The sequence below is a fragment of the Lentilactobacillus buchneri genome, from assembly GCF_018314255.1.
In the GTDB taxonomy this organism is placed as follows: domain Bacteria; phylum Bacillota; class Bacilli; order Lactobacillales; family Lactobacillaceae; genus Lentilactobacillus; species Lentilactobacillus buchneri.
In genome coordinates this window covers 1,838,586-1,856,903 of sequence record NZ_CP073066.1, presented here as the reverse complement: position 1 = coordinate 1,856,903, position 18,318 = coordinate 1,838,586, and the positions used below count along the sequence as shown (strand labels likewise).

Genomic DNA, 18,318 nt, shown 5'->3' with positions numbered 1-18,318 from the left:
AAATCATGTCTGTTAGTGATATCAATCATACCAAGTACGAACGTATGTTTCAACTTACAAATTGATTAAAAGGATTAAAATTGGGAGAAAAAGTGTTTTAGTGTGTCGTTAATTAATATCAAAATAGAGCAAAGCCTAAAGTGGCTTTACTCTACTTATACCTTGGATATCAGTCGTTAGGATGGCTGATCATACTGGTAATATGCTTTAACTGGAGTTCCATATGTTCCATCGTCCGCCTTATAAGACTGGAATGTATACTGGACCCACTTATCAGCATTCTGTACTGGAGTTTGAGAATGGTCCCCATCCGGAGAAAATACTGGAATCTTGACAGATTTCAACGTGTTAAGCGCTGAATGGTTCACATATTCAAAGGCAGTCTCGCCAGTAAATTTGGCGCCAGGATTTCCACTAAATTCGTCAAAGTTAAGACCGGTCGAAATAAATTGTGTCTTAGCTTGATCTAAATAAGTTTCAGTAATCCCGTTATATGCAGCTAGTCGAACATTGTCATCCTTAATACCACTTAAGAAGTTAGTCAGCAAGTCAGTTCCGTCCTTATCAGCCAACTGAGCTGCCGTAACATTGAAAGTTCTGTTGGTAGGAGTTGCCGCACCATTCGCTGTTGGATTGTCAACAAATTTATCATTTCCAACGTCACTTGGAATGGAATATCCATTTGGCGTAGTACTGTATAATCCGGACACTCCCTTTAAGGCCTGAGCAGTGTTATCATTTGCGTCCTTCTGTTTTCCATATGGATTGATTGTACTAATTCCATTTGAAATCGGCACCACATTCAGATAAACCTGCCCACCATATTGTCCGCGGGCAATGGTATCAATCTGGCTATCGCTCAGTGTATTTCCACCGGAAAGTTGATAACCTGAGTTATTCAAGGCTGTGTTGATCTGTCCCTGAATTGTTTGTTTGTCACTATCACTTAAAGTCCAGTTGGTACTGCCACTCACGGCTGAACCAACGGTACTCCCCTTAGTCGCCCCGCCTTTAACAAAATCAATTGTCTTCAGCGAAGTGCCATCCGGTTTGCGGAAATTAATTCTCAGCGCGTTGTCAGCAATGTTGGTCACCGCGTTCACCGAGATGTTCACTGAGCTACCAAAATTGGTTTGCGCAATCTGGGCAATCTGAGCCGTCGTCAACGTATCCAGTGTGTAGCTCGTCCCGTTCAAAGCATCCCGAATCTGGTTCAAGAGGCTGGCACGGTCGGACATGCTGATGGTCCAGTTGCCGTTATCGTTGTACCCAAAGTTGGTCCCCTTCTTGGCGCCGTCCCGAGTCACCGTGATTGATTTGATCACCTTGTTGTTATTGTTAGGGTCAACCAAATTAATCTGGATTGCGTTGTCGGCAATCGGTGCTTCGGCCTGCTTCAAGCCGCTGTACAGAATCCAGCCATTCGCAGGTGAATTGGCGTTCCCGGTATCAGTGATGTGCACCCACTGGTCGCCTTCACGAGTTCTGGTTCCGACTTGGTCAATCTTGAAAGTGTTGTTGGCATACGGCGATGAATCGGTAATCGCCCGGCCAACCTTGTATTGTGTCCATGCCGGCTGCTTGTAAGTCACCGTCTTGCCATCGTTAGCGGTTCCCGGACTGGCAATCTTGTAAGTGGCTTTCTGCTGGGTGTCAGTCAGGCTGGACAGGTTTTGATTTTTAAACGTGTCAAACGAGGTCACGCCGCCACCAAAGACGGATTGAACTTTCCTACCGTAAATCCAACCACGGTAGGCGCCATCATAGGTAACTACCTTGTAGTAAACCGATCCACGGTTGGTGGTCGCCACCCGGTATGCCCGGATGTTGTTCTGCGAGTTCTTGGAGTTAGCCAGCTTGCGAACCGTGGTCGTTGAAGCCACCTTCTTGGCACCTCGCAGCGTACCTGCCTTGGTGTATAAGGCGTTTGAGCCGGTAAAGTTAACGTTCCGACTGGTTGGGGCGCTGGTCATCTTCTGGTTGGAAGTCACCCGAGCATAGCTTTTGGCGTTTGCGGATTGGGCGGTTGCCGTCCCCGCGGCTGCAATAAATCCTAAAGCAGCCAATGACACGAATAAAGATTTCTTGAGATTAGACGTCATAAAAGTACTCCTCCTTTACAAAACTTAACATTTATCTACTCCTTAGGTACATTTTCATTATAAAGGAGGTATGTTTTGGGAGGCAATTTTGCGGTCTGGAGAATATGACAATGAAATTAATCCAAATAACAAAAAAAGCAAGTCCCTTTAAAGGCAACTTGCTTCTCGCATCAAAATACATATTTTACTTAGTTGGAGCGGTAACGTGTGGTAACTGAGTAACAGCAGAAGGATCATAAACAGCTTTAGCTGGGTTACCAAAGGTGCCGGTTAATCCCATGAGTCCAGTATGAACACTGTCAAACGAATAGGATATATTTGTTGTTGTAGAATCGGGAACATGGTTTTGTGCGTCCACAGTGAACAGTGGAAAACTTGGTGAGTGAATAGTCCACAAATTATTAGCAAATAATGTACCAGTCAGGTCAGCTATAGTCCATTGCTGCCCGCTTTGGCCCTTAAAGACATTGAAGTCTAGATTACTTGACGTATATTCATTAAGTGCAGCATCGTAAATCTGCTTATTTACATAATTGATTCCATCAATGGCAAGATTGCGCTTGTCAGTGTCGGAAGCACCAGCTGCGGCGGTACCTACATAATAATCAACAACCTGCTGAGCAATATCTCTTGTAACGTTGCTTGGAACATCATTAAATGGTTTAGTAGTGTGATCCAGTTGGAGCTTCGTTGTAACAGCATTCCCGTTTACTGAATTCAGTGACTTGCTATTCCCATCTGTATAAACATACGGTGTAATTGTACTTATAGCACTTGCTACAGGAACAACACTAATATAAACCTGTCCACCATAAGTCCCACGAGCAATCGTATCCATCTGAGCACTAGTCAAAGCATTACCAGACAACTGGAAGTTAGTCCCACTCAAAGCAGAATTAATCTGGTTTTGAATAGAAGTCTAATCGCCTGAATACAGTGACCAAAGTGTGTTACCACTTGGCTGGAACCCAACGTTACTACCTTTGTTGGCACCGCTCTTAACCCAGTCGGTGTACTTCAAAGTTGTGCCGTCAGGTTTAACAAGGTTAATTCGAACCGCGTTGTCCGCGATATTAGCAATCTTGTTCACAACCAAGTTGGTTGAACTACCAAAGTTAGTCTGGGCAATTTGCGCAATTTGTGCGGTACTCAAGCTGTCAAGACCATAACTGGTGCCGTTAAGAGCAGCTCTGATTTGGTTTTGAATGCTTGAAATATCAGATTGACTCATCGTCCAGCTGCCGTTTGAGTAGTAACCGAAGTTGGTACCCTTTTGAGCGCCGCTTCTAGTGATCGTCACTGACTTAACGACATTGGAGTTATTGGTTGGGTCAACCAAGTTAATTTGAATGGCGTTATCAGCGATTGGCGCTTGTGTCGTAGCCAATCCGCTCATCAAGATCCAGCCATTGGCAGGTGAGTTAGCGTTGTTAACGTCATAGATGTGAACCCATTGATCGTTCTCACGAGTTCGCGTACCCACTTGGTCAATCTTGAAGACGCTGTTGGCGTAAGGCGTTGAATCAGTAATCGCACGGCCAACCTTGTATTGTGTCCAGGCCGGTGACTTGTAGGTCACTGTCTTGCCATCATTGGCAGTTCCTGGATTGGCAATCTTATATGTGGCGTTTTGCTGAGCCGTGGTTAAGCTTGAAAGGCTTTGGTTGTTAAATGTGGTGTAGTGTGTAATTCCCCCGGCAAAGTCAGAATCATCTTTACCACCGTAAATCCAGCCACGGTATTGGCCGTTAAAGGTAACGACTTTATAATAAATCGAGCCACGGTTGGTAACGGCAATTCGATAAGCACGAACGTTGTTAGTGGAGACATTCGAGTTGGCGATACTGCTCAAAGTAGCTTTGGAAGCAACGACTCGAGCACCTTTCAATGTTCCAGCCTTGGTATACAAAGCATTAGTCCCCGTAAAGTTCACATTACGGTTCTGTGGTGCCATTGCCATCTTCTCGTTGGAGACAACGTGTGCATAAGTTTTGGCACTGGCATTTTGAGCATTAACAGTTCCTGCAGCTGCGATGAAACCTAATGCAGCCAATGATAGGAACAAAGATCTCTTAAGATCAAATCTCATGTAGAACCCCTCCTTAAATAAACCCAATAATATCTGATTATCTACACATCTTTATTATATATGAGTAATTTAGGGGGTTCAAGAAAAGGCCGTTATTGTTTGATGACGTTTTCATTACGGAACTGATGCACTATTTGTAAAGTTCAACCTGCCGATCATTTAACGGCTGTGGGTCTCGATTATCATCGCCAAAATGTTGATGGAACCAGTCGATTTGGCGATCGCTAATGGTAAATTCAGGATTGGTCAAAACGAGCCACTCAACTCCTTCAGTCAACGGCGGTGTCGTCAACGATCCTAAATAATGGAAGCCCACCGGATACCATGGCGCCCAATCGCTGATGTTCAGATCAACCGGTTCGGTCTTTCCATTTTCATAAGTCGTCATAATCTGCTGGAGCTTTTCATCGTCCAATTCACCGGCGGAAACCAGCAAGGCCACGACGACTAATTGGCCAATGTCATTTTGGTGTACCAAGTGAATCTCCAGTGGGTAGTGCTTGCCGTCAATCACGTGCTCGGATGGCGCGTGGAAATGAACCTGGACAAAGTGATACTCGCGATTAAAAATCCGTGCTGCCCCCTCACCGGTCAGGCGGACGGTTGTCCCATCATCCACTTCTTGATGCAATTGATAGTCGCTCACAACATGGTAGTCCAACGGCTCTTTTGACTTCAATGTCTGAGCTGTCTTAATTTCGATTGGTGACTGCTGGCTGCCAAAACCATTCGGCCACTTTGCTTGATTCTTGTAATCTAGCATAATATCCCTCCCCTTGGGTATCGTTCACCGCTATTTTACCTTATGTTGGGGTGACAAAACAGTTATCGTGTTGGAAGTTGGGTGTTTTTTTGATCTCACTTTGATTTGGTGGTCGCTCAATGACTACTTGGTAGTTGGATTGATTTTAGTTTGTGGTTGGTTTGTTTATATTTGGTTTTTGCTTTGATGCTTCCTAGCCGAAACCTGCGAAAAAAGACTGATTCCGGCCGTATAAGAAAGTCCCCACCAGATGCTTAGGAACAAGCATCTGGTGGGGACCTTCTTATACTCTGGAATCAAAGCGTCTTTTTTCTCACTCTGATTTTTAATCAGTGAAAGTGTAGTACACATTCACAGGCTGGCCAATCGTGCCATTGTAAGCATTGCTTGCCGTGTAGTTAATCGTGTTCCAAACAACTTGAATGGTATTACCTGAAGATGCCGGCACAACAAATTGCGGGTACTTCGGTGATTGCAGAGTCATCAAGCTTGGATTACTTCTGATGTAACTCATCAGTTGATCGCCGGTAAACGTTGAGCCATTTGCTGCGTTACCATTGGTGAAGTTCAAGTTGGATGGTGCCACATATTGACCTTCAGCAGCTGACTTAAACGTATTGTTCAAGTTGGTCAGGTATGTTGGCCCATAGTTATTTGGATCGTTAGTGAAGGCTTTAGTCATCGCATTCAAAATGGTCTGTTGTTGAGCAGATGTGAAGTTGTTAAAGTCACTAGCTGATAGATAACCGCCTTGGTTACCATCCACGTTTGGATTGGTATCCACAAAGTTGGCACCCATGTTAACAACCCCATTATTAACAGCAGTCAAAGCACGCGTCCCATTTGAAACATTATTACTGTTGGTTGCGTATGGTGTAATCGTACTGTAAGCCGTGTTGGTTGCGGTGCTGACAACGGGAATGTTAACCGTGCCGGTGCCAAATTGAGCAGCCGCTAAAGCAGCCCGCTGAACCGTGTTCAAATTGCTGGATTCAAGGCGGTAACCGGTGTTAACCAAGTTGGAATTCAGTTGGTTAACAATGTCGTTAGCAGTCTGATCAGTCAAAGTCCACAGGCCAGAGGTTGATGAATAAGTCCCCAGCGTAGTTCCCTTGACGGCATTTTGAACCGTGTAGTCAACCGTCTTGATGGTCTTGCCGCTTTGGTCAGTCAAATTAATTCGAACTGCGTTGTCAGCTTGTTGGGTTGACACCGGTGTTAATGAACTAAATTTGATCCAGCCATTGGCAACCGTGTTAGCTGGGGTTGTCGAAGTAATGTGAACCCAAACATCATTGCTGCCTTCACGAGTTCGATAACCACTTTGGTCAATCTTGAAAGTGGCGTTGGCATAAGGCGTTGAATCAGTGATCGTCTTGCCGACTTTGTATTGGGTATATTGTGGTGAATCCCAGGTCACAGCGTCGTCGCCGGTACCTGGATTAGTAATCTTGTAAGTCGTGCTGGTCTGCTGGCTGGTTGGCGTGGTTGACGTAAATGTCGTGTAAGGCCCAACCCCACCGGCGAAGCTGCCAGTACTCTTGCCGCCATAGATCCAGCCACGGAAGTTCTGGTCAAATGAAACAACTTTGTAGTAGACCGAACCCCGGTTGGTTGTGGCAACCCGATAGACTCGGAAGTTAGCGGTTGACACGTTAGCGTTGGCTAAATTAGAAACGGTCGCCTTGGATGCAACGACTCGCGCCCCGCGCAAAGTACCAGCCTTGTTATACAAAGCATTGGTTCCAGTTAAGGTAACGTTTCGAGTCGTTGGATCAGAATTCAAAACTGAATTCATGGTGACTTTCGCATAAGTCTTGGCGCTGGCAGTCTGGCTGGTTGCAACCCCCGCTGCAGATACCAAGCCTAAAGCTGCCATTGAAACAAATAATGACTTCTTTAAATTCATTTTCATGATGTGATTCCCCTCCTAATAATCTATTTCTTGACCCACGTATATTTTACCGCTTCTCATATGGTGGGTGTAGAATATGAGCTTTTGAATGTTAGCTAAAGCCAAGCATATCTTTCACGTATGGAACTAATTTCTTATAAGTTTGTTCTGGAATCTGATTAACAATTTTTCCGTTCCGTGAATTAAAGTCATAGTTCTGCAACTGCCACAGTGCAATATATCTGCGAATATTGCCGGCCTGCTTGCTTGTTATGACCACCGTACTCCCGTCCAGAATGTGGCTCGGCGTCAATCACGACAACATCTCTTTGCTCCGGAAATCTCATTATTCAAACCGCTCCTTCCCAACAGGATTAAGTGGTTGCAGTTCAGGATTTTCTTCTAAATCCTTCTGGTAATCATAGTTTTTCCATTCAGGATCGTCAAAAATATTTTTGTGCGTCACAGGGGTGAATACGACATTACCGTTATCCAAGACTTGAACCTCATACTTTGTCCCAATATTTGCGTCCAAGTCTGTAGGGACCGTCAAAACTCGACTATTCCCAGCTTTTCGTAATGTTACAATCTTACTCACAGTCATCGCCTCCATATTTCTTTTCACGAAAAGTATATACCAACATATTCTTTGCGGCGATACATATGTACATACAATTCGATCGGCTATCTAAAAAGCGATTCACCAAGAAATCTTTCTCCTGGTAAATCGCCTTTCTGTTAAAAACAATGTTGGGGCGTCACTATCAGCTACCTCTCAATTGTTTCGAATGTTTAAATAATTGTCTACAAGACTTATGGTATTAAATTAATATCTGCATAAGCATAGTATGCCTTGGCAGCTTTACCATAGGTTCCGGCATCAGCGCTGGTAGCAACGTAAGTCGTCTGATCGGTCACAGCCAAGACACCCGGAGCTGAGTAAGCAACTGGATATTTGGTTGAATGCAGAACGTTGGCATTATGACCATTGAGATAAGTCATCACACTAGAGCTGGTAAAGGCAGTTCCCGGAAGGCCGGTGAAGTCCGCAAAGTTCACATTGGTGCTGATAAATTCTTTGCGTGCTTGAGCTTTCATGGCAGAAATCAAACTGCTGGTAATCGCCTTTTGATCAGTAGCGTCAATATTATTGGCCACAAACCAAGTTTCCAGCAACAGTGGATTCTGAGCGGCTTGGGCTGCAGACATGCTGTAGGTCTTGCCGCTATCCGGTCCTTTAGCAGATGTGACTGCAGTTGTTGAATACTGACCATCAACCGCCGTCAAAGCACTTGGCGAAGTCAGATCCAACACTGCTTGAGCAGCTCCGGACAAACTGGTGAAGGTGCTCAAGTCCGCATCAATTTTGAATGCGTACGGCTGGATTGCGCCAACTTGATTCTTAACGGCAGAGACGTTCAAGTAGATTTGACCGCCAAATTGGCCGTGGGCGATGGTGTCGATTTCGCCGCTGGTCAAGGTATTATTGCCGGCGTTCAGCTCATAAGTCGAGCCAGTCCCCAGTGCCCCATTAATTTTGTCTTGAATGGCTGCGAGGTCAGCTGAGGATAATCCCCAAGCGCTGTTGCCGCTTAATTGATAACCGAGATTGTTGCCTTTCACAACGCCGGTCTTGGTCCAATCAACTGATTTGTAAATCGTATCATCAGGTTTGACAAAGTTGATCCGAACGGCATTATCCGCAATTGGATCGGCTTTCTTAACCACTAAGTTAACCGAACTGCCAAATTGAGTTTGGGCAACCTGAGCAAGTTGGGCAGCACTCAAGCCTTCCAAGCCGTAGTTGGTCCCATTCAATGCAGTTCTGATTTGATTTTGAATTGTGTCTTGATCATTGGTGCTAATCGTCCAGGTGCCGTTGGTATTGTAACCAAAGTTGGTTCCCTTTTGGGCGGCTGATCGAGTGACGTCAAATGATTTAATGACACTCGAATTGTTATCCGGATCAACCAAATTAACCCGAATCGCATTGTCAGCAACCGGTGTGCTGACTTGAGTCAAGCCGCTCATCAAGATCCAACCATTAGCAGGCGAATTGGCATTGGTGACATCGGTAATGTGAACCCATTGATCATTTTCACGGGTCCGCGTACCGGTTTGGTCAATTTTGAAAACTGATTTAGCATAAGGCGTTGAGTCGGTGATTGCCCGGCCACCTTATATTGCGTCCACTCAGGAGATTGATAAGTCACGGTCTTGCCATCATTGGCCGTCCCAGGATTAGCGATTTTATACGTTGATCCTTGTTGAACAGCTGACAAGTTTTGGCTGGCGAAAGTCGTATAGGCGGTGACCCCACCATTAAAGCTGGCTTTGTTCTTGCCGCCGTAAATCCAACCGCGGTACTGGCCGTCAAATGTGACTACCTTATAATAGACAGATCCGCTATTGGTTTCGGCCACCCGATAGGCACGAACGTTATCGGTTGAAACGTTGGCGTTGGCTAATCGGTCCAGTGTCGCCGCCGTGGCAACCACGCGGGCACCCTTGACATCAGCTGGTTTATTATACAGCGGATAGATCCCGGTAAAGTTGACATTGCGACTGGTTGAAGGTGTTGTCATGACGCTGTTTGACACCACATGATCATAACTCTTGGCACTCACTGCCTGCATACTTGCTGTCCCCACAAGTATGGTAAAACCACAAGCCATCAAAGATAGCTTTAAAGCCCTTCCAGATTTCAAATTCAATTGCGACTCCTCCTTGAATGATCGTTTAAATGTGATTCGTTCACTAGCTAACTAGATTGTATATTAGCATTATCAAAAGCACAATAGAATATGGTAGATTGTAAAATTAATCCGAACGCTGTTCGGGCAAAAAAGATCAGCTTCCTTTAAAATGGTGTTTACCACAAACCCATCTTTTAGGAGCTGATCTTTTGTCTAGTATAACCTATTCCGAACGAATTAAAATCGAAACCTTTTGTGAACTAGGGCTGTCCAATATCCAAATGGGCGTTCGGCTGAACCGATCACCGTCAACAATTTCTTATGAATTATCTCGATGTCAACCTTATCAGGCTGAATTAGCACAAACAGATGCCGAATACAAGCGATCACGATGTGGTCGGAAAACTAAGCTGAGCGATGAGTTAAAGCAAAAAATTCTCAACCATTTACGTCTAAGCTGGTCACCAGGAATGATTGCTCACGAATTTAAACTAGCTACTAAATCTATTTATAATTGGCTAAATCAGGGGAGAATTGATTTCTCCTTGAATGATCTACCTGAACATGGCGTACGCCAACGGCGTAACGTTGACCAACGATCCAAATATAATCAATCTTTGGGGCGATCAATTGAACAGCGTCCCATGATGATTAATCAACGTAATCGCATCGGCGATTTTGAACTAGATACAGTCGTTGGTCCTCGTGGGCATAGTAAGGCAGTTTTATTAACTTTAATCGATCGCAAATCACGGTTCCTTTGGGCATACCGGTTAAAAGATCGGACGACAGCGACTGTTAATGAAGCACTAACTAAGTTCCTAACCACTTTTAATGGTCCGGTGCACAGCTTTACTGTGGACCGTGGCACTGAGTTTAGTGGGCTAGTATCACTTGAATCACAATATGGTATTAAGACCTATTACTGCCATGCTTATACGCCAGCTGAGCGCGGCAGTAATGAACGATTTAATCGGAACTTACGCTATTTTTATCCTAAGGGGACTTATTTTGAGCACATTAGTGCTCAAGGCTTGAAAACCACCTTACTCGAAATTAATCAGAGACCACTTAAAATACTTGACTGGCAAACACCTTATCAGGTCATGCTGACCAATTTGTCAAAAAATTCGGATTAAATTTGCAATCTACCATATGAATAAATATTTATGGAGAAATTTAACTAAAAGGGCTTGTAACGTAAGCTCAAATAGTATCCAGTCAAAAATACTTCCACATAAAAAGAAGTGCGTACTACCTGAATATTAATTCGTCTCAAGATATTTCAAAAAAGCAAAATCCCCGTTCCAATCAGAGCTGGAATGGGGATTCATAATATCAGATTTTTATTGATTTGTAATAGTACCAGTTGCAGTCAAACCATCCAGCTTGATCCAGCCGTTGACAACGGTGTAGGCCGGATCAGTTGCGACGATGTATACCCAAGTATCGCCTTCCTGAGTCCGAGTACCGATTCGGTCAAGACGGAATCTTGCTTCGCCGTAGTTAGTGGTGTTATCCACTTGACGGTCGTCATGGTTCAATTTGTATTGCGTGTACATTGGATCCATGTAAGTTGCGCTTCTACCATCGTTGGCAATGCCTGGGGTGGTAATGCGGTAGATGGTGTCCTTTTGAGTTTGGCTCAAAGTGCCTTCAGTAAAGGTCGTGGTTGGCTTGATGCCGCCAGCAAAGTTGCTGGTACTCTTGCCACCGTATACCCAGCCACGGTATTGGCCGTCAAAGGAAACTACCTTGTAGTAAACGGATCCCTTGCTGGTAACGCCGTAACGATAAGCCCGCAAGTTGTTCTTTGATTGACGGGCATTGATGAGATCTTTGATGGTCGACTTAGTGGCAACCACACGAGCACCCTTCAAGGTTCCCATCTTGTTATACAAAGCATTGGTACCAGTGAAAACAACGTTTCTATCATATGGGTTGGTCTTCAAAACACGGTTAACCTTAGTCGTTGGATATGACTTCTTCTTGGCATTGGCAGTTGTAGTCCCCGCTGCAGCAAACAAGCCAAGCGCTGCGATTGATACGAATAATGATTTCTTAACATTCAATTTCATGTATAATACCCCTCCACATTCATATTTAGTACAGTTATATTATACCGCAGAACCCTCCTTATTTTGTTATAAGCAGAGAAACAGAATATTAAGATCTTGTAACACGCTTCACATAAGTAAGTAAACGCAGGACGGTGCGGGATGGCATGAACCACCCTTCCGCCCGATTTTACTCTTGTATCTGATACACCACAAGTTGGCATAGTTGATGGACAGGGTCTTAAGCTTCTCGTCTGAAGTCTTGAATACCAATTCTAATTTACGCATCTGTGTTTCCTCCTATTAGTCAGTGATGATTACGCTTGTGGTGCTTGAGGTGCGGCCGGTGCTTTTGGTGCGTCGCTTAATTCAACGTGGTCGGTTGAAGATACGGCTGCGTCAGTGATGTTACCGTCGATCAGGCTTTCAAGGATCTTACCGAAAGCGGCCACTTTTTCTGCAGTTACATTTTGAGTAACATACGCAAAAGAGTGCTTAACGCCCTTCTTGTGATCCTCATTAACCAACGTATAGGTAACATTTGATTTCATCCAATCTTTTTGCATTGTCTTTCTCCTCTATTCTGCTTAATTTGTAAGTCGTTGGCGCCAACCCTTACACTATTACTAACAAAATGAACCCCCAAAAGTGTTACCTTTTTTCAAAAGTTTTTTTGAAGCTTGTTAATAACCCGCTTCCGCCAAGCGTGCACGCACTTTCGACTGACACCACATTCTTTAGCAATCTCTGAGATATTCATCCCATAATCATAAGCAAGTACCAAATATTTGATTTCCTTTGGGTTCAACTCCGTCATTAGCTGTCTTGATAGAATATGCGTGTCATAGTAGCTTACAGAATTTTTCCCATCAGGCAGTTCTGCCAGCGGATCAACATTGTCATCCGGCACTTCAACATGCTCGGTGATCGTGATTTGTTTGTGCAGATAATTGATTAGATCCCAATACACGCCGCGATAGATGTAAGCCAGGTATGATTCAGGCTCTTTTTCCAGGTTGATGGCTCGAATATATTTTTCAACAAAGGAAAGCATCCCTTCTTGAACCATGTCATCATAGTAGGTATTTTGCTTGGAGATATGCAGCTTCTTCAGCACCCCATAGACCACCAGCTCATGGTCGCCGTCTAATAGGAAGTCAAATGCATCTTGGTACAATTCGATTTGCTTGTTGTTACGTTTCATCATGAATCCACCTTTGATTAGATTGGTGATCCATTGGCCAATGTCACAAGCAATGAGTATAGATGGAAGGTGATGGCGGAACAACGTGGGAGATTTAGGCGGCTTAGTGCCTGGTAATCCTGGGTTTGTGGGATTTGGCTGTGTTCAGTGCTGGCGACTTTTCGCTAAAACGCAAACTTTTAGCAACTTTTGCGTATAATATGTATTCAACGAGGTGATTGGATGAAAATGGCGACGGAACAAGAAGCATTGGATTTGTTGGCACAGGTTGGCGTGCACTATCGGCGGGTGGACCACCCTGCCATTTGGACGATGGATGATCCCAATGCACCCCAAGGCCTACCTGAGGTGAAGAATCTGCTGCTGAAGGATCGCAAGTCCGATCAGTTCTATTTGTATCTGGTCGACAATCACCGGGTCGACTTTAAGTCGTTGGCTGAGCAACTGGGGTTGGGCCACAGCCGGCTGAAATTCGCCAGCGAGGAAGAATTGGAATCCCTGCTCGGCGTCGTCTCCGGTATGGTCACCCCACTGGCATTGATGCACGACACGGACGACCAGGTGAAAGTACTGATTAATAAGTCACTGGAATCGATGCCGGAAATCTCTGCTCATCCGAATGTCAACACGGCGACGATTTTGATGTCTTACGCTGATTTGGTGAAGGTGTTGGCTGCCATGGGGAAGGTGCCGACGATGATTGAATAACATCCCCCACTGATTTCTGAGTCATCAATCAAAAAAGTCTAGCGCCACCATTCGAATTCAATCGAAGGTGACGCTAGACTTTTTAGTTGCGCTTAATCCAAGATATCCGGGTACTCATAATGAACGCCTGGTATCTGGAGGGTATTAATCATGTCAATGCCCAAGTAATCGAGAATTCCTTCCGGCACATCCGGCGCGACCAAGACGGCAGCGTTTCTCGAGGCGATGATGCCCTTCTCCAATCGGCGGTCTTTGCCGTCAACTTGGAAGTGGGTCTCGTCCACCGGGTCGTAGGAATAACCCAGACCGGATGGGACGGCACCGGTTAAGACTTCTTCAAGCGCCGTGTCAGGATAATCCTGGTGGTGCTGGATAACCCCAATGATTTCCCCGTGACCCCAGTCAAAGACTGAGAAGGTGCCGTCAGGGTCACTGATAACGTTGGTCAGGTCCGGCACGATTTCTGCTAATTGTTTGCGATCAATTTTACTGTGATCTTCATTTTGCATGTGTCTCACATCCCCCTTCTTTAATGATTCCGGCAACATTCTCACATGATCGATTACAAGATGATACTTGCATCCCGCCACCGACTAAGGATTCCTTTTATCCTTCTCAAATTCAAACGAGTCGGGAAAAGAAAATGACTGAATCGAAATTGCCGGTAAATAATCCAACAGCGATATTTGTCTAACAATCTCTTTAACTCGCGCAGACACGACGGCCATGACCAGTTCGCGAGACATTTCAAAAATGTCATGCTCACTGCTAACTTCACTATCCTCAATTAAAAAGGTCATCATCAAGTCAAATAATACCGATCGATAATTGGTCTTTTCTTCGTCATTTAACTGAGTCTGAACTTTGACGGTAGAGGTAAAGAGAATGTTGGCGTCTTCTTTTGAAATTCGCAAATGCGTGTTACTCAAAGAAGTTTGTCCGACCTCTGAATAGTCTGAAGGGCTGGTCACTCTCTTCTGGTCCGCTTCGGGGTTAATCTTATATTGTAGATTGTTAATTCTATAGTTATTATAACGAAATTTCATTCATTACCTCCAGCCGGTCAAAGATGTCACTTTCTCAGAACTACTATCAAAGCTGACACTCTTAGACAAAGCGGATACAGACTCATTAGCCGCCTGTGAACCCAGATCTTTAACAGGAACAGTAACTGAATCAGAGAGTGACTGAGAATTGCGGATTACGACTGTTAAATCCAAATCATCTTTTTGCTGGTCTTTTGCTTGATTTAACCTTCTAATAATAGAGTGGTATGCGTGCACATCAGTCGAGACACCCATTTCAAACTGCAGAAAAAGTTGTAACGACATCCCCAAAACATTAGCGGTTTGTTTTTGGTCAAGCTTTAATTCATGTTCAAGATTCATGATTTGCTGGGAAAGCTCAAAATACTCAGAATTCAAGAAATTATTGACACGATCTGAATTAAAAAGTTCCTGAAAGTTTTGTTTACGTTGTCTAATCTCATCGTTCATTATTGGGCTCCTCCTTCCAAATGTTTCCTAGAATATGGTGCGACTTTCCATCTTCTAAAAATGTCTTCAGAGAAATGCTGATTTTCAATTTTAGTAATAACGTCCACTGAATCACTGGCTAAGCCATTGGTCAATTCATTCATACGAACCGGATCCGTTAATTCACTTTTGGTAAATCCAAAATGAATATAATAACCGCCAGGTTGGTGTTCTTTTGGATCACTTAGTGTAGGCCTAGAAGTAATAAATAAGATTCGTCGTTTTTCGTATGCAGCATTAATCCGAATTTCATAGCAAGGCCTATCACTACGATTAAGCAACTCGATAATTTTTGAATTAACCAGCCGTCCAAACTTGTCCGTAACGTATGTGCTAAACACCAAATGCCCCTTAGGATCCTTAACCATCTTTTCAATAATGCCGGTATCAACATCATATTTAAGCTGAGACATTTTTGTTAAAATGACAATCAGCTGTCTGAAGGCATATTCATCATTTTGAATTTCACGTTCCACGTATTGATTAAAAATATATTGCTTGTGAGATGGCCAATATGGCAATCCGATCGTAAAGAAGTGTTCCATCACTTAGCCTTCCATATAAGTCTTTCATAGCAAAAATATAAATCTTGATTACATTAACTATGTCTAGAATAATTATAACCTAAGATAAAGTGATGATAAAACAAAAGTTGGCTAACTTGCAATCCATAACCTCGAGTTTGGACGATGACAGGATTATATATCCGGTGAGCAGGATATAGTAATATAAAACCCCTTGAATTAGATTTCTCCAATTCAAGGGGTTCAGTTCTCGTCGCTACCAAGCTCAGCACTCATTGTGACCTTACATATTGCTAATTATTAGCATTGTTGAACTTGTTATAAAGCTTGTTGAAGTTGATTGTGCCAAGTCCAGTAGCCTGGTTGTACAGCTTGCCCGGTTGGCCAGTGTAGTACAAGTTGTCGTTGAAGTCCGCGTCGTCAAGGACGTTAAATGGACTGTCGGATTCTTGGGCGTACTTGTAAATCTGTGGGTTCCAGAAACCGATTGGCGTCTGGCGGCCACTATTCATAACTGCATTAGCAGCGGCCATTTGTGGCGCGGTGAAGCTGGTTCCGCCATCGATCCGCCACAGAATTCCGTTGGCCTTGGTGGCCTTCTTAGTCTCAGGGTTAAAAGTGTACTTCGGTCCGGAAACAATTGAAGCGTAACCGGTCAATGGATCGGCGTTACCGGCAACGTCAGGCAGGTTCCAGCCAGTCTTGGTACCTGTGATGACGTGAGGATTCTTAGTGATCGAGTATTTACCATTCTTGAAGGTCAGGTAGTTCATGGCTCTAAAGGTATTAACCCCCGGAACGCCGATTTGATATCTCGGGGTTGGGTTGATGTCTGAGAAGCCACCGCCACCACCGGCGAAGCTGCTGTATTTGGTGTCATAGGCAGGTCTGGAGTAAGTGTCGCCCCAAGCCCGTTCCTTGTTCACGGAGATCAGATTGCCATCGATAATCTTTTGGTATGGCAAAGTGGTTCCGCCGACTTCAACTTCGTATGGTGAAGTGGACATGATGTGGTTCTCTTTGGCACCTGAAAGTGCATATGGACCACGGTCGCCGCTGGCTTTGAAGACGGTGATTCCTTGAACGGCCGCCTGTTCCAACAGCAGGTTAAATGCGTGACTGTATTGGCTCAGTGAAGCACTTGGGTCAGGCCAGTTGGATTTGGTTTCAAAGGCCGGCGCCATACTGGTGGTGATCTGCTTGTCGTTGTTGTCTGAGACTGCAGTCATGAAGTTGTTGTAAAAGGCTGATGTCAAAGTCGTCTTGGTGCCATACTGAACGGCTGTATAAAGGTCGATCTGGGCCTCTGGCGCAATCGCTGAAGCAGATTGAGCATCCAAAGTGGCCTCCATCTGAGCGGCACTGATTGACTTATTCAAATCAGCTTGAGCCTGAGCCTGGGTCGCCACGGTGTAAATGTGGTGAACCCGGCTGATGTCGTCGTTAACGCCGGCTTGCTTCCAGTAGGTCAGCATGTCGGCATCCCGCACGTCACTATCATTGATAATCCCGATGCGCTGACCGGACCCTTCAAGGCCTTGGTCGTACAAATCATCGACTTGGTAAGCTTTGGCAAATTTGGCAGCACCGTACTTCTTCGAGAAGGCATTGCCGGTGTACTTGATGTTCGGCTTGGTGTCGGTCGTCGACAAAGTGGTCGTGTCACTGTGGGTGGCAGACTTCTTAGTCGTCTTCTTGGCCTTGGTTGCGGTCTTGGTCGTCTTCTTAGTCTTCTTATTTGGGTTCGTCGAATACAGGCCAATCACGGCAACCACCTTATCGGACAACTGTCCCGGTAATTTGTAGGACGTGGTTGGATGATACCCCTTCTTCTTGGCTGGCACGTACTTCGCCTTGAAAGCCTTCTGCAGGTTGGTCGAAGTCCCGGTCAATTTCATCGACAGGTTGCCAGGAAACGCCTGGGCCTGGACGTGATATTTGGCTAAATAATCTTGAAATGCTTGTATGTAACTGTCTGACTGGCCGAATTTGTCTGCGAAGGCACTCGGTGTCAAATATTGATGATACTGGCTGCTGGTTGGATCAACCGTGTTGTAAACGTAGTCGGTCAGCTCGTTCTCATCGCTGGGCTTAAAGGTCACGTTGACAACCGATTTCTTCTCGGCAGCTTTGGCTTGATCGGCGCTGATTGCCAGCCCGGTACCCAGTACCAGCAGGCTGCTTAACGCTGTGATCACAATTTGCTTTCCCCTCAAATGAATCACTCTTTTCTTTAATATAGTATGCATTTATTATACCAATCCAGTGCGGTGATTACTGGAATTTAGTCTTTGAAGCCACATAAAAAGTGGTCGACAAACTGGATTGTCCGACCACTGGATTTGAAGTGCTGGATTTTAATCGACGTTATGCGTCCGCGTCCATGGTGACCTTTTCAACGATCTCTTCTTTTTGGAGGTAGTCCTCGATGCCTGCCATCGCTTCTTTTTCATCATCGCCATTAATTTCAATTTCAATGTAACTATCCTGGGGAATTCCCAGTGACATGACACCCATGATTGACTTGAGATTCACCGTGCGGTCGTTGTACGTTAACGTGACGTCTGATGTATATTCCTGGGCAGCCATGACCAACCGGGTTGCCGGCCGCGACATGATGCCCGTTTCTGCGAGTACTTTGAACCTACTTTTTTCCATGACATTTCCCTCTTTGTTAAAAGTATAGTAACCAGTTAAATTTATTTTATAGTGTAAGCGTTTTCTTACTGATAATCAATACTTTTAG

At 44.7% G+C, this 18,318-nt stretch carries 20 protein-coding genes; 2 read left to right on the top strand and 18 right to left on the bottom strand.

Going from position 1 to position 18,318, the window contains the following annotated elements; translation table 11 throughout:
- Positions 1–176 precede the first annotated feature (176 nt).
- The 9 genes from KE627_RS08710 to KE627_RS12375 form a co-directional block, all read right to left on the bottom strand.
- The gene (locus KE627_RS08710) at positions 177–2,102 is read right to left on the bottom strand and encodes a hypothetical protein (protein ID WP_056938815.1); all 1,926 of its coding nucleotides are present in this window, start codon (positions 2,100–2,102) and stop codon (positions 177–179) included.
- Between the two features lie 184 nt (positions 2,103–2,286).
- Positions 2,287–2,940 (bottom strand): hypothetical protein, encoded by a 654-nt coding sequence (locus KE627_RS08705; protein WP_153188493.1) that lies wholly within the window; start codon positions 2,938–2,940, stop codon positions 2,287–2,289.
- 81 nt (positions 2,941–3,021) lie between these two features.
- Positions 3,022–4,191 carry a hypothetical protein gene (locus tag KE627_RS08700; protein WP_056938814.1) on the bottom strand — a complete coding sequence of 390 codons (1,170 nt, stop codon included), beginning with the start codon at positions 4,189–4,191 and terminating at the stop codon, positions 3,022–3,024.
- Between the two features lie 130 nt (positions 4,192–4,321).
- A complete protein-coding gene (locus KE627_RS08695; protein ID WP_013727391.1) occupies positions 4,322–4,954 on the bottom strand; it encodes a carbonic anhydrase family protein in 633 nt (210 codons plus the stop codon).
- A 325-nt stretch (positions 4,955–5,279) separates the two neighbouring features.
- Entirely contained in the window at positions 5,280–6,869 is a 1,590-nt protein-coding gene (locus KE627_RS08690) for a hypothetical protein (protein WP_056938813.1), read from the bottom strand.
- A gap of 91 nt (positions 6,870–6,960) precedes the next feature.
- A complete protein-coding gene (locus tag KE627_RS08685) occupies positions 6,961–7,128 on the bottom strand; it encodes a hypothetical protein (RefSeq protein ID WP_225424190.1) in 168 nt (55 codons plus the stop codon).
- Positions 7,129–7,194: 66 nt separating this feature from the next.
- The gene (locus KE627_RS08680; protein WP_056938812.1) at positions 7,195–7,452 is read right to left on the bottom strand and encodes a hypothetical protein; all 258 of its coding nucleotides are present in this window, start codon (positions 7,450–7,452) and stop codon (positions 7,195–7,197) included.
- A gap of 209 nt (positions 7,453–7,661) precedes the next feature.
- Entirely contained in the window at positions 7,662–8,879 is a 1,218-nt protein-coding gene (locus tag KE627_RS12380; RefSeq protein WP_225424189.1) for a hypothetical protein, read from the bottom strand.
- Entirely contained in the window at positions 8,879–9,484 is a 606-nt protein-coding gene (locus KE627_RS12375) for a hypothetical protein (RefSeq protein WP_225427169.1), read from the bottom strand. The genes KE627_RS12380 and KE627_RS12375 overlap by 1 nt, the downstream gene beginning before the upstream one ends.
- A gap of 269 nt (positions 9,485–9,753) precedes the next feature.
- On the opposite strand from KE627_RS12375, the gene KE627_RS08670 reads away from it, so the two are divergent.
- Entirely contained in the window at positions 9,754–10,683 is a 930-nt protein-coding gene (locus tag KE627_RS08670; RefSeq protein ID WP_146971951.1) for an IS30-like element ISLpl1 family transposase, read from the top strand.
- Between the two features lie 207 nt (positions 10,684–10,890).
- Here the strand turns inward: KE627_RS08670 and KE627_RS08665 are convergent, their stop codons facing one another.
- From KE627_RS08665 to KE627_RS08655, 3 genes are all read right to left on the bottom strand, one after another.
- On the bottom strand, positions 10,891–11,622 hold the full coding sequence (locus KE627_RS08665; RefSeq protein ID WP_056938811.1) for a hypothetical protein: 732 nt from the start codon (positions 11,620–11,622) through the stop codon (positions 10,891–10,893).
- A 296-nt stretch (positions 11,623–11,918) separates the two neighbouring features.
- Positions 11,919–12,167, bottom strand: coding sequence for a DUF1659 domain-containing protein (locus tag KE627_RS08660; protein ID WP_013727382.1), 249 nt, complete (start codon positions 12,165–12,167; stop codon positions 11,919–11,921).
- Positions 12,168–12,262: 95 nt separating this feature from the next.
- Positions 12,263–12,808 (bottom strand): sigma-70 family RNA polymerase sigma factor, encoded by a 546-nt coding sequence (locus KE627_RS08655; RefSeq protein ID WP_249291331.1) that lies wholly within the window; start codon positions 12,806–12,808, stop codon positions 12,263–12,265.
- A gap of 219 nt (positions 12,809–13,027) precedes the next feature.
- Between KE627_RS08655 and KE627_RS08650 the strand changes: the two genes are divergently transcribed.
- Positions 13,028–13,513, top strand: coding sequence for a YbaK/EbsC family protein (locus KE627_RS08650; protein ID WP_013727380.1), 486 nt, complete (start codon positions 13,028–13,030; stop codon positions 13,511–13,513).
- A 92-nt stretch (positions 13,514–13,605) separates the two neighbouring features.
- Here the strand turns inward: KE627_RS08650 and KE627_RS08645 are convergent, their stop codons facing one another.
- The 6 genes from KE627_RS08645 to KE627_RS08620 form a co-directional block, all read right to left on the bottom strand.
- Entirely contained in the window at positions 13,606–14,022 is a 417-nt protein-coding gene (locus tag KE627_RS08645) for a hypothetical protein (protein WP_013727379.1), read from the bottom strand.
- An 84-nt stretch (positions 14,023–14,106) separates the two neighbouring features.
- A complete protein-coding gene (locus KE627_RS08640; RefSeq protein WP_013727378.1) occupies positions 14,107–14,559 on the bottom strand; it encodes a hypothetical protein in 453 nt (150 codons plus the stop codon).
- Between the two features lie 3 nt (positions 14,560–14,562).
- Positions 14,563–15,009: a hypothetical protein gene (locus tag KE627_RS08635; protein WP_056938809.1), complete on the bottom strand. Its 447-nt coding sequence runs from the start codon at positions 15,007–15,009 to the stop codon at positions 14,563–14,565.
- Positions 15,009–15,524 (bottom strand): hypothetical protein, encoded by a 516-nt coding sequence (locus KE627_RS08630; protein WP_153188492.1) that lies wholly within the window; start codon positions 15,522–15,524, stop codon positions 15,009–15,011. The genes KE627_RS08635 and KE627_RS08630 overlap by 1 nt, the downstream gene beginning before the upstream one ends.
- Positions 15,525–15,865: 341 nt before the next feature.
- On the bottom strand, positions 15,866–17,821 hold the full coding sequence (locus KE627_RS08625) for a S53 family peptidase (RefSeq protein ID WP_056938808.1): 1,956 nt from the start codon (positions 17,819–17,821) through the stop codon (positions 15,866–15,868).
- A 118-nt stretch (positions 17,822–17,939) separates the two neighbouring features.
- Positions 17,940–18,230 (bottom strand): phosphocarrier protein HPr, encoded by a 291-nt coding sequence (locus KE627_RS08620; RefSeq protein WP_013727374.1) that lies wholly within the window; start codon positions 18,228–18,230, stop codon positions 17,940–17,942.
- Positions 18,231–18,318 lie beyond the last annotated feature (88 nt).